The 12121-nt window shown below is 32.6% G+C and carries 10 protein-coding genes and 1 tRNA gene; 3 read left to right on the forward strand and 8 right to left on the reverse strand.

The window, feature by feature from the left end; all coding sequences use genetic code 11:
• Positions 1-18: 18 nt before the first annotated feature.
• From P8V03_RS02520 to P8V03_RS02555, 8 genes are all read right to left on the reverse strand, one after another.
• The gene (locus P8V03_RS02520; RefSeq protein ID WP_261671069.1) at positions 19-873 is read right to left on the reverse strand and encodes a bifunctional 5,10-methylenetetrahydrofolate dehydrogenase/5,10-methenyltetrahydrofolate cyclohydrolase; all 855 of its coding nucleotides are present in this window, start codon (positions 871-873) and stop codon (positions 19-21) included.
• A gap of 96 nt (positions 874-969) precedes the next feature.
• Positions 970-1602, reverse strand: a complete 633-nt coding sequence (locus tag P8V03_RS02525) for a cyclodeaminase/cyclohydrolase family protein (protein WP_261671070.1) — start codon at positions 1600-1602, stop codon at positions 970-972.
• Positions 1603-1624: 22 nt separating this feature from the next.
• Complete coding sequence (locus P8V03_RS02530) at positions 1625-3301, reverse strand: formate--tetrahydrofolate ligase (RefSeq protein ID WP_261671071.1); 1677 nt, start codon at positions 3299-3301, stop codon at positions 1625-1627.
• A complete protein-coding gene (locus P8V03_RS02535) occupies positions 3302-4078 on the reverse strand; it encodes an ATP-binding protein (protein WP_261671243.1) in 777 nt (258 codons plus the stop codon). It abuts the gene before it with no gap.
• A gap of 141 nt (positions 4079-4219) precedes the next feature.
• Positions 4220-6112: an anaerobic carbon-monoxide dehydrogenase catalytic subunit gene (gene cooS, locus P8V03_RS02540; protein WP_261671072.1), complete on the reverse strand. Its 1893-nt coding sequence runs from the start codon at positions 6110-6112 to the stop codon at positions 4220-4222.
• A gap of 856 nt (positions 6113-6968) precedes the next feature.
• On the reverse strand, positions 6969-8351 hold the full coding sequence (locus P8V03_RS02545) for a peptide MFS transporter (protein ID WP_318796664.1): 1383 nt from the start codon (positions 8349-8351) through the stop codon (positions 6969-6971).
• An 802-nt stretch (positions 8352-9153) separates the two neighbouring features.
• Positions 9154-9229 (reverse strand) — tRNA-Trp (locus P8V03_RS02550).
• Positions 9230-9307: 78 nt separating this feature from the next.
• Entirely contained in the window at positions 9308-10273 is a 966-nt protein-coding gene (locus P8V03_RS02555; RefSeq protein ID WP_318796665.1) for a metal ABC transporter substrate-binding protein, read from the reverse strand.
• Positions 10274-10490: 217 nt separating this feature from the next.
• On the opposite strand from P8V03_RS02555, the gene tsaE reads away from it, so the two are divergent.
• From tsaE to rimI, 3 genes are read left to right on the forward strand one after another with little or no spacing between them, the layout of a single operon-like run.
• Positions 10491-10946, forward strand: a complete 456-nt coding sequence (tsaE, locus tag P8V03_RS02560) for a tRNA (adenosine(37)-N6)-threonylcarbamoyltransferase complex ATPase subunit type 1 TsaE (RefSeq protein WP_318796666.1) — start codon at positions 10491-10493, stop codon at positions 10944-10946.
• 4 nt (positions 10947-10950) lie between these two features.
• Positions 10951-11664 carry a tRNA (adenosine(37)-N6)-threonylcarbamoyltransferase complex dimerization subunit type 1 TsaB gene (gene tsaB / locus P8V03_RS02565; protein WP_261671076.1) on the forward strand — a complete coding sequence of 238 codons (714 nt, stop codon included), beginning with the start codon at positions 10951-10953 and terminating at the stop codon, positions 11662-11664.
• Positions 11657-12109 carry a ribosomal protein S18-alanine N-acetyltransferase gene (gene rimI, locus P8V03_RS02570; RefSeq protein ID WP_261671077.1) on the forward strand — a complete coding sequence of 151 codons (453 nt, stop codon included), beginning with the start codon at positions 11657-11659 and terminating at the stop codon, positions 12107-12109. Before tsaB ends, rimI begins: the two co-directional genes overlap by 8 nt.
• Positions 12110-12121: the final 12 nt, after the last annotated feature.

Raw genomic sequence — 12121 nt, forward strand, 5'->3', positions numbered from 1 at the left:
CCCCCAATTTATAAATGCTTATAGGTTATTTTGCTGCTTACATGCTTTTACAACATGTTTAGCAAGTATTGAAGTAGTAACCGCTCCTACTCCACCTGGAACTGGTGTTATCACTGAAGCCTTATTTACACAGTCATCAGTATCAGCATCTCCACAAAGATTTCCTTGTTCATCAACATTTATACCAACATCTATAACTGCTGCTCCTTCTTTTACATAAGCTGAATCTATCATCTTTGCCTTACCTATCCCCACTATTAAGACATCAGCTTCTGAGCATACTGCTGGCATATTTTCAGTTCTTGAATGACATATAGTAACTGTAGCATGTTCGTTTAAAAGCAACATTGATACTGGTTTTCCTACTACCATTGATCTTCCTATAACTACAGCCTTTTTGCCCTTCATAGGAACATTGTAATGCTTAAGAATTTCAATAACAGCTGATGGAGTGCATGGTGCAAAGCCAGTCTGGTCGTTCTCCATAACCTTAGCTACATTTACAGGGCTGAAACAATCAACATCTTTTTCAGGTGCAATTACATATTTAATAACGCTTTCGCTTAGTTGTTTTGGGAAAGGTCTAAAAACTAGTATTCCGTGAGTAGATTTATCATCATTTACCTTTTTTAATTCTTCTATGAACTTATCTTGAGATATGTCTTCTGGAAGCTCTTTAACTTCTGTCGCTATTCCTATAGACTGACATCTTTTTAAAGCTCCTCTTTCATAAGCAAGGTCACTTCCGTTGGCTCCAACTCTAACTATTGTTAGCTTTGGCACAATACCCTTTACCTTTAATTCTTCAACTTCTTTAGTTAATGCTGCACTTATTGCATCTGCAACTGGTTTTCCTTTAATTAACTGACCCATACTTATAATCTCCTTCACACTAAAATTCTCAAGTAATTATATGTGTAAGCACTCTTCAGAGAAAAAAGCTTTTCTCTGAAGCCGTGCCACAATGCACTACTTAGAAAGTGCTTTTACTACCTTTTCATAAACTTCATCACAAAGTTTAACTCCCTCTTCTATTAGAGGTTCTGTTTCTTTTTTTACTTTTTCAACATAATCTACATCTTTAATAGAATTTATGTTGATTATTACATTTAATTGAGCACCGATTATAGCAGCTCTTAAACACTGCACTCCTACCCCTACGTCACTTATAGCTAACATTGAGCAGTTGTCAACTAATCCTTCATGAAGTTTAATTGACTCATAGGCTAATTTAACTATAGATACAGGAACCTCACAGGCATCTTTTAAGCATTTCTCTAAAGTTTCTTCCTTTAGTTTTTTCTGCTCATCTGTATCTTTAGGCATTCCATAAGCCTTTGATAAAGGTAAGAAGCATTCTGCATCTGCATCTATCATTTTGAGAAGTTCTTGTTGTAACTCTCCAGCTCTATTTAATATGCCTTGTAGCTTTTCTTCGTACTCAACGAATTTTTTCTTTCCTATTGTCAAATTACAAACCATGCTTCCAAGTGCCATTCCTATCGCACCTGTTAATGCTGCAGCCCCGCCACCACCAGGTACTGCTGCTTTTGAAGCAAGAACTTCTATAAATTCTGTACAAGTTTTATCCGCTAGCTTCATTATTCGTTCCCCCTAAAATTCTTTAGAATAATCCGCTTATTACTCCACTTTCATCAACATCGATTCTTTCAGCTGCTGGAACCTTAGGAAGTCCTGGCATCTTCATTATTGAACCAGTTAAAGCAACAACAAAGCCTGCTCCTGCTGAAATTGTTACTTGTCTTACAGTAATGTTAAATCCTGTTGGTCTTCCAAGCTTAGTTTGGTCATCAGTTAAGGAATATTGAGTTTTTGCCATACATATTGGAGTCTTTCCATATCCATTTTTCTCTAACTCATCAATTTCCTTGTTAGCTTGGTCTGTGAATATAACATCATCAGCTCCATATATTTTTTGAGATATAGCTCTTATTTTCTCTCTTATTGGAAGTTCTGTGTCGTAAGAGAATTGGAACTCATTTTCTCCACTTTCTATTAATCTTACAACTTCTTTAGCAACTTCAATTCCGCCTTCTCCGCCTTTTGCCCAAACTTCTGATAACTTAACATTTACGCCAAGTGCCTTACACTTGTCTTCAACAAGCTTTAACTCAGCTGCTGTATCAGTTGGGAATGCATTTATTGCAACTACTGCTGGTAATTTAAATACCTTAGTTATATTTTCAACATGCTTTAATAAGTTTGGAAGTCCTTTTTCTAAAGCTTCTAAGTTTTCATTATTTAACTCAGCTTTTGGAACTCCTCCGTTATATTTTAATGCTCTAACTGTAGCAACTATTACTACTGCATCTGGTTTTAATCCAGCCATTCTACATTTAATATCTAAGAATTTTTCTGCTCCTAGGTCAGCTCCGAAACCAGCTTCTGTAACTACATAATCAGCAAAATGAGTAGCCATCTTTGTAGCCATTATTGAGTTACATCCGTGAGCAATGTTCGCAAATGGTCCACCATGAACAAATGCTGGTGTTCCTTCAAGTGTTTGAACAAGGTTTGGCTTTAATGCATCTTTAAGTAATGCAGCCATTGCACCTTGAGCATTAATTTGACCAGCTGTTACTGGTTCTCCTTTTCTTGTATATCCTACAACTATTCTAGCTAATCTTTCTTTTAAGTCATTTATATCATTTGATAAACAGAATATAGCCATTATTTCTGAAGCAACAGTTATATCAAAACCATCTTCTCTAGGCATTCCATTAGCTTTTCCACCCATACCATCTACTACGAATCTTAATTGTCTGTCGTTCATGTCAACACATCTTCTCCAAACAATTCTTCTTGGGTCTATATCTAATGCATTTCCTTGATAAATATGATTGTCAACCATTGCTGCTAACAAGTTATTAGCTGCTCCTATAGCATGGAAATCTCCTGTAAAGTGTAGGTTTATATCTTCCATTGGAACAACTTGAGCGTATCCGCCACCTGCAGCTCCACCCTTAACACCAAATACTGGTCCGAGTGATGGCTCTCTTAATGCAACTATTGTATTTTTACCTATTTTTGATAAAGCATCTGCTACACCAATTGAAGTAGTAGTTTTTCCTTCACCAGCTGGTGTTGGATTTATTGCTGTACAAAGAATAAGTCTTGCATTTTTTGAAGGAGTTTTCTTTAAAAGATTATAATCTACTTTAGCCTTATACTTTCCATAAAGTTCAATATCATCTTCAGTAAAACCTAATTTTGAAGCTATTTCCCTTATGTCTTGTAGTTTACACTCCTGTGCTATTTCGATATCGGATTTAAATCCCATTTAAAATACCCCCATCTCTAATTTTTCTTTTATTTTTCTTACCTCCTCAACAGTATCCTTATTAGAATCGTAAGGAGATTGATTAACTCTATCAGAACTTCCTACAGCGTCCTTATAATGTATGAATCCAAGACAAGCTCCCTCGTCTACATTCTGGAGTATATATTTTTCATCTTCTTCATTTTTAACTTTATTAGCTACTACAAAAATTTTATCTATACCTATATCCTTAGCAAGCCTTCTTACATGCTTGTAAGTTTGAATACTTCTTATTCCAGGTTCTACAACAACGATAAATACATCTACACCTTGGGCAGTTCCCCTTCCTAAATGCTCTATACCAGCCTCCATATCCATTATAACAATATCTTTATTTTGAAGAATTAGATGTGAAGTAAGCTTTTTAAGAAGAACATTTTCTGGGCATATGCAGCCTGTCCCACCAGTGTCTACTGTTCCCATAGTTAAAAGTCTTACACCATTATGTTCTTTACAGTATCTTTCTGGTATATCATCAACCTTTGGATTTATTTTAAACATTTTACCAAAGGCTCCTGGAGTTGAACCTGTTCTTTCTGCAACTAACTTTTTCATCTCTGATATTGGAACAATTTCATCCATTAGTTCCTCTGGGAAACCTAAAGCCAAGGCTAAGTTAGGATCAGGGTCAGCATCTACTGCCAAAACCTTATATCCTTCTTCTGCATATATCCTACTTAATATGGCTGAGAATGTAGTTTTACCTACACCACCTTTTCCCGTTATCGCCACTTTCATTTTCATGTGTAGACCCTCCTTATTTGCTACAATAATTGCCTTATATAATTCACTGCAATTCACTTATTATATTAATAGTTCATTCAGAATAAGAATAGACTTTTTCTATTCTCATTCTGAAATAAGTATAAACTTCTGGTTTTAGATTCCTATCTTTTTACGTTTTTCATTAACTCTAGCAACTATTTGTTCAACAGTCTTATGTGGATCTGGTTCTACTGTAAATTTAGCTCCCACCCACTCTTCCATTCTGTTAGTTAGTATGTCCACAACTTCTGGACTACCTGTAACTGGAGGAGCTACTCCAAGCCATGTATCTATACCTGATGCTACAACATAGCATCCTATTGATAAAGCTTTTTCTGACATGTATTCTGGAGCTACACCAACTACTGGTAGATCACTTATATCTACTCCTAAATGAATAGCAGTTGTTCCAACTAATTCTAAGATACGGCTGATATCTACACAAGAACCCATGTGAAGTACTGGTGGAATATCAACTAATTCACATACTTTCTTAAGTCCTGGGCCAGCAAGTTCTTTTGCTTCTTTTGAAAGTAAACCGTGTTTAGCTGCTGCTTGAGCTGCACAACCAGTAACAACAACTATTATATCATTCTTAATTAAGCCTTTTATTACTTCAATATGTCCTTCATCGTGAACAGTTTTTGGATTGTTACATCCAACTACACCAGCTGCTCCTCTTATTACTCCAGCAACTATAACGTCTGCAAGAGGTTTAGTTGATTGCATTGGTCCTATGTGTGAGTTTACAACTCCATCTAATTTATTTAATATTTCTTCAACACTATATCCAACTTCTGCTTTAGTTTTAATATCAGGTATCATAACCTTGCTCTTGTCTCTGTTTTTGAAGTTCATTATAGCTTCTTTTACTATAGCTATACCTGTTTCTAATGGTGATTCTTCATCCATTTCCATATGAACAGCTCCTGTGATACGAGCCTTTGGTGAAGTAGTTATAAATTTAGTATGATAGCTTTCTGTTAATTTAGCAAGTGCTGGGAATATACATTGTACGTCAACAACTACTGCTTCTACTGCTCCAGTAACTACTGCTAATTCCTGTTGCATAAAGTTACCAGCTAGTTTAACACCATGTCTCATTGTTGCTTCATTAGCTGTACAACACATACCGCAAAGGTTTATTCCATCTGCTCCTACTGATTTAGCTAATTCGATTATTTCTGGCATTTCTGCAGCTGCAACTATCATTTCTGAAAGTACTGGCTCATGTCCATGTAAAACTATATTTACTTGGTTGTCTTCTAGAACTCCTAGACTTGCTTCAGTAGGACGTGCATGAGGTGTTCCAAACATTATGTCACTGAATTCTGTTGCCATATATGATCCTAACCATCCATCTGCTAGTCCGCATCTTAATGACATTTTAAGCATTTCTTCAGCATCTGCCATACATCCTATATGAGTTGAGTGCATGATTGCAACAACTTCTCTATCAAATCCTCTAGGAACTAGATTTAACTTTTCCCATATTTCTTTTCTTTGTGGTGGAACTGTTGGTGGTAGAACCATATGTCCCTCTTGTCTACCAAAATCTTTTAATCCTGTTTGAGCAAGCTCATGAGCTATATCATATACATCTCTGCCTTCAGTTTCAATTCCAAATCTTGAAGCAACCTTCATTAATTTCTTTTCATCTTTTACTTTTATAGCTCCTTCTGGACTTGCATGTAATAATTCAAGAACTATACTTCTACCATGGTCTGAGTGAGCTGCTGCTCCACCAGCTACCATTCTAGCAAAGTTTCTGGATACGATAACATCTGCAGTAGCTCCACAGATACCTCTTTCAGCACCTTTTCCAGGAACTGGGCTTACTCTACAAGGTCCCATAGTACAGTTTCTGCAGCACACACCAGCGGAACCGAATCCACAAGCTGCTTTTTGAGCCACTTTTCTGTCCCAAGCTGTTTCCAAACCTTCATTTTTAGCCTTGTCCAACATTTGAATTGTAGTTTGGTCAATGGAAAGTAATTTTTCACTCATTAATAATTCCCTCCTTGTAGGATTAACTGTATAATTTTAGTCAATCCCTAATATTACCTAAAACCCTATTTTTTATATTAATTGAAAAAAATTGTATGTCCACAATTATAATTATAATCCTTTTCTATTAAAAAGAAAAGATTAACAAACAAAAATGTTAAAAAATAAACATTTAACTCTATAAAATTAAGAATACTCAAGTCTAATCCTATATTTATTTCTTAAAACACTTATTTTTTTAATTTTTTTATGTATTTATTATAAATTTCAGATGGGTTTTTATTAAGATATAAATACAATTTATATCAGCATGTTGTTTGAAATTACAGATATAATCTATTACAATTATTTACTTTAGATCAAATTAGTTCAAAATTAATTTCCATGAATTCCTATCTGCTCTTATATTATCATAAATTTATCATCCAATGCAAAGTATTTTTTATTTTTTATTCAAAAAATTTTGATAAATAATTTAAGACTCTATATATTATTTATAGGATCTTTAAGTTATTCTTCCTATCTAATAAATATTTAAAGCATTTTTCGACATTTTTTTCATATCAGCAAATTATATTATAGCTTCATAAAGATTGTTAAATTTTTAGTAAACTTTTATTTAAATTTAATAACTTTCAAAAATGATAAGGTTTTCAATAATAATAGAATACTTTTTCAAATACAACGGATTGTTTTCGACAAATAAACTTAGAATCTTAAATTTAAAGCTTAAGTTTATTATAAAAACAATACCTTTATAATTGATAAAAATAAGCTTTAATTAAAGAAATATAAAAAAAGGCCCCGGATTTAGTAAGGATTTATCCTTACTATCCGCGACCTATATCACTGTATATTATTCCATCATAGATGAAAGTTTTTTGTTAAGAGTAAGTAGTATACCACCACAAAGTATAACGGCAACTGCAACTCCACCAAATATTTGTAAGTGTCCTAATTGATCCATAAATCCAGCTAATACTCCTGCTAGTTTATTAGCAACAGATGAACTTAGTAACCAAACTCCCATAAGTAATGATAAGAATTTCTTTGGTGCTAGTTTACTTACCATTGAAAGTCCTACTGGTGATAAACAAAGTTCTCCAATAGTATGGAACCAATAAGCTCCAACAAGCCATAACATATTAGCTTTTACAGCTACGTTATCACCTGCATCTCCTCTTTGTAAAACAGCTCCTACCATTAATAAGAAACCAAGACCTAAAAGAACTAAACCAGAAGCCATCTTTTTAGGAATACTCATATCCCCTTGTGGTCTCTTAGCTAAACTAATCCATAGCTTTCCTATTATTGGTGCAAAAATTACTATGAATACTGGGTTTAATGATTGGAACCAAGAAACTGGTAATTCTGTTCCAAATGCATTTCTGTCAATAAAGTCCTTAGTGTATATTGTTAATGAACTTCCTGCTTGCTCGAAACCTGTCCAGAAGAATATAACGAAAGCTGCTAATATAAATATAACTGCAGTTCTTTCTTTTTCTTTCTTTGTAAGTGGTCTATTAGTATCTTCTGAGTTATCGTCGTTATTTTTCGCTTTTGTAACTGGTTTTTTTCCAATGTCACCTAGATACTTATTTCCTAATAAGTTGAATATAACTTGTCCTAAAACCATTCCTATAGCAGCTGCTAAGAAACCATATCTAAATCCGTAGTGTATAATTTCTCCGCCTTGTCTAACTGCGAATATTTGCTCTGCTAAAGTACCACATACTAGTGGAGCGATAAATGCACCTACGTTTATTCCCATATAGAATATAGTAAAGGCAGCATCTTTTCTCTTGTCTCCATCTGGATATAGTTGTCCAACTATAGCTGAAATGTTTGGTTTAAAGAAACCATTTCCTATTATAAGTAAAAATAATCCTAAATATAGCGCACCCTTAGTTTGGCTTGCGAACAATGCAAATTGTCCAGCTGCCATCGTTACACCACCTATTGTGATAGCTAATCTTTGTCCTAAGAATCTGTCTGATAAATATCCACCTACTAGCGGAGTTAAATAAACTAAAGATGTAAATGTACCATATAAGCTCATTGCTGAAGCTTTATCAAATCCCAAACCACCAGATACTAGTGTTCCTGTTAGATACATTACAAGTAAAGCTCTCATACCATAGTAACTGAATCTTTCCCACATCTCTACCATGAAAAGCATATACAGCCCTGGTGGATGTTTCATCTTTTGTTCTTCACCTTGATTTTTTGCAAGTTCCATGTTATCCCCTCTTCCTTTTTCTTATTTAATTTAATTTCAAAATTATTTTATCATTATATTTTTATTTTGACAAGATATCATTTATTTCCACGGCAATCTTGCGATTAATTATTTCATTTCTTTTATTATATTTATACATTTATATGCAGTATTATAATCATTTCAACAAAAATAATTTTTTATAACTTTATATTCTTATAACTTTCTGAGAAAAGTATATATATATACCACTTTATTGCAAAAATTCTTTTTAGAAGATTGCATTTTTTCTTTCATCTATTGATATATCTTAACATCTTTGCATTACTATTTCTTCGAATATTACAAACAATGAAAAAACACACCTACTCATATTACACTATTTCACTAACTATTGCAAACATTCTAGAATAAATGCATCCTTAGTTTTGTTGATTCTTATTGTTATCATTCTATTTATTATTAATATTTATTTAAAAAAAAGAATTTTAATAATCCCAGAAAACATTTTCAAAAACTTATAAACTATACCATAAACTTATAAACAAATGGTATAACATTTACTTTATGGTAGAAACTTTTGATCAAATATGTAAATATCCTTGTATTTTATGTAATTACAACATTTTACTTCTTATACCTTATAGCTGTTTATTGCATGCCTTTATTTGTGAAATGAATAATTCAAAACTTACTTATTCCTTTTTTGCTCAATTCAGTATAAGCTTTAAGCTATCGCTTTTTAAAAATACAGACCCTCCACTTAACAGTTTAATCTAAAATAAAAAAGACCTGATAAACTAATTAGTTTATCAGGTCTTTTTGGCAGGGGTAGTAGGGCTCGAACCTACGACCAACGGTTTTGGAGACCGCTACTCTACCAATTGAGCTATACCCCTAAGACAATACTTATTATATATGATATTTTAAAATAATGCAAGCATTTTTTTATTTTACTATAACATTTTAATATCCATCTATTTTATAACTGGTTCCTCTTCATAAACTTTTTTTAAACTTTCAATATTAGCTTTAAGTATAGCATCATAGCTTGATTCATCATTAATCATCTTTATATTTACAGTTTTAATATTATACTTACCTATTAAAGCCTCGTTATCTTTTAATACAGTATCATTATTATATAGTAAGATTAATTTTTTACTTTCCTTAAGTTTTGATTCTAATTCTAATGCAGCATTGCTATCCTGTGGTAGTATTCTCTTTTCATTACCTTGACTATTTATCTCCATTACCTTAAAATCATTATACTTTACGAAGTAACTTAATTCATCTTCTACCACTATAAATGTATAGTCTGCCAGCTTGTCGCGGATTGTTTTCAATTCATTTTGATAGCCTTCTAATCTTTTTAATTGTTCCGAGAAATTCTTTTCATATTGATCTCTATTTTTAGGGTCTCTATCTTGTATTGAATTCTTTATGTTCAACAATGCAACTTTGTAGTTATCTATATTTAAAAGATAATAAGGGTTATCCTTTAAAACTACATCCTTATATTTTACTACCTTATTATATGAAATAAGATTTACTCCTCTAGATACATTTATGACCCCAACCCTGCTTTTGTTAAGCTTATCTATAAAATCGTTGATCCATGGCTCAAAACCGGCTCCCATATAAATAAATAAGTCCTTCTTTGCTACATTATTTAGACTATCACTTGAAAAGGTAAAGTTTATCTCTGATTCTCTATCCTTAAACATATATTCAACTAAATGTTTTTCTTTAACTAGAGTTTTTACCATACTATATAACAATTTATCTGTAGTTACTATATTTAAATCAACATTCTTTTTTGTTTCCATTTTAGGTAGTTCTTCTATAGCTGCTGACTCCTTCTCTACTTTGCTGCCGCACCCTACAAGAAATATTATAATAAAAACTAAAAATACACCTAACTTTTTTCTCAAGTTCTTCACCTCTATATTTCTCGAATAAAATATATAATAATTATTCTAACAATAACATACTGTTGAGTTACACATTAAAGTGCATGTTTTACAGATATAGATATATAATATATATTTTACATAATGTATTTTAACAATGCAAACTTGTTACATACTATTAATGAAAATTTAATGTTTCTTTTCTTTTTGTTCTATTTTGGATAAAATATCTATGAGGTGAATTTTAATGGAAATTATCGTAGATAGTTTAGAAGATACTATAAATATAGGAAAAAATCTTGGCTCTCTTGCTAATCCTGGTGATATAGTTTGCATAACTGGTGACCTAGGGTCAGGAAAAACTCATTTTACTAAAGGACTTGCTAGCGGTCTTGGAATAAATTGCCCTATTACAAGCCCTACATTTACTATTGTAAATGAATACGAAGGCCGTTTAAAACTATATCATTTTGATGTTTACAGGGTAAATGATCCAGATGAAATAGAGGCTATAGGTTTTGATGAATATATTTTTAGCGATGCTGTAAGCGTTATTGAATGGGCAAACTATATTGAGGAGCTAATACCAGAAGAACATATATGGGTGGAAATAAGAAAAATGCCGGAACTAGGTATAAACTTTAGAAAAATTATAATACAATATTATGGAGATAGATATAATTATATAAAGGAGCTAGGATAATTTTATGAGAATTTTAAGTTTAGATTCAGCCACAGAATCAGCAACCTGTGCTGTGTTAGAAGATGATAGATTATTAGGGGAAATAACCTTTAATTATAAAAAGCAACATTCAGTAGTACTTATGTCAATGATAGATGAATTACTAAAGAATTTAAAATTAGATATTTCTTCTGTAGACGGTTTTGTTGTATCTAAAGGACCTGGTTCTTTTACAGGTCTAAGAATAGGTGCTGCAACTATAAAAGGCTTAAGTCATGGTACCGGCAAACCCTTTATAGGCATTTCTTCCTTAGATGCCCTTGCATATAACTTAGCATTTACATCAGGAATTATATGTCCTATTCTAGATGCACTTAGAGGTAACGTTTATACTGCTTTATACAAATTTATTGATAATAAGCTTCATATTATAAGTGAGTACATGGTCATCTCTGTAGATGATTTAATTTCTCTTTTAAATAAACAAGGGCAATCTGTTTGTTTTGTCGGCGACGCAGTACCTAAGTTCAGAGAAAAACTGTCCTCTAGTATGGAAAATATTCGCTTTGCTCCCGCTCATCTTAATTTAGTTAAATCATCCTCTTTAGGTGAACTTGGGTTAGAGCTTCTAGTCTCCGGAAAACATGATGACCTTTATAGTTTTGCTCCTTTTTACCTTAGAAAGTCTCAGGCAGAAAGAGAATATGAAAAAAAAATGGAGTCCCTTCATCATGAATAATGATATTGAGATTCTATCCTTGAAACACGAACATGTGGATAGCGTGTTGGTAATAGACTCCTTAAGCTTTCCAACTCCATGGAGCAGAAATTCCTTCGAAAGAGAAATCGAGACTAATAAATTTGCAAGATATATAGTGGCCAAAAAAGATGGAATTATAATAGGTTATGCAGGAATGTGGCTTATTCTTGATGAAGGACATATAACTAATATAGCTGTTCATCCAGAATATAGGGGGATAGGTGCTGGAAACCTTCTCCTTGAAGCACTTATTGAGATATGTAAAATAGAATCAATATGTAAAATAACTTTAGAAGTGAGAAAGTCTAATAAAATCGCTCAGTCTCTTTATGAAAAATATGGCTTTATTCAAGAAGGCATAAGAAAAGAATACTATGGAGATAACAAAGAAGATGCGATAATAATGTGGAAACACAACTTATAGTTGTGTTTCCCT

The sequence above is a fragment of the Clostridium tanneri genome (assembly GCF_033659955.1).
Lineage (GTDB): Bacteria > Bacillota > Clostridia > Clostridiales > Clostridiaceae > Clostridium_AM > Clostridium_AM tanneri.

Bases quoted from the DNA above. Each gene is read 5' to 3' on its own strand.
- P8V03_RS02530 (WP_261671071.1), bottom strand. From the start codon at position 3,301: ATGGGATTTAAATCCGATATCGAAATAGCACAGGAGTGTAAACTACAA.
- P8V03_RS02535 (WP_261671243.1), bottom strand. From the start codon at position 4,078: ATGAAAGTGGCGATAACGGGAAAAGGTGGTGTAGGTAAAACTACATTC.
- P8V03_RS02525 (WP_261671070.1), bottom strand. From the start codon at position 1,602: ATGAAGCTAGCGGATAAAACTTGTACAGAATTTATAGAAGTTCTTGCT.
- tsaE (WP_318796666.1), top strand. From the start codon at position 10,491: ATGGAAATTATCGTAGATAGTTTAGAAGATACTATAAATATAGGAAAA.
- cooS (WP_261671072.1), bottom strand. From the start codon at position 6,112: ATGAGTGAAAAATTACTTTCCATTGACCAAACTACAATTCAAATGTTG.
- rimI (WP_261671077.1), top strand. From the start codon at position 11,657: ATGAATAATGATATTGAGATTCTATCCTTGAAACACGAACATGTGGAT.
- tsaB (WP_261671076.1), top strand. From the start codon at position 10,951: ATGAGAATTTTAAGTTTAGATTCAGCCACAGAATCAGCAACCTGTGCT.
- P8V03_RS02545 (WP_318796664.1), bottom strand. From the start codon at position 8,351: ATGGAACTTGCAAAAAATCAAGGTGAAGAACAAAAGATGAAACATCCA.
- P8V03_RS02520 (WP_261671069.1), bottom strand. From the start codon at position 873: ATGGGTCAGTTAATTAAAGGAAAACCAGTTGCAGATGCAATAAGTGCA.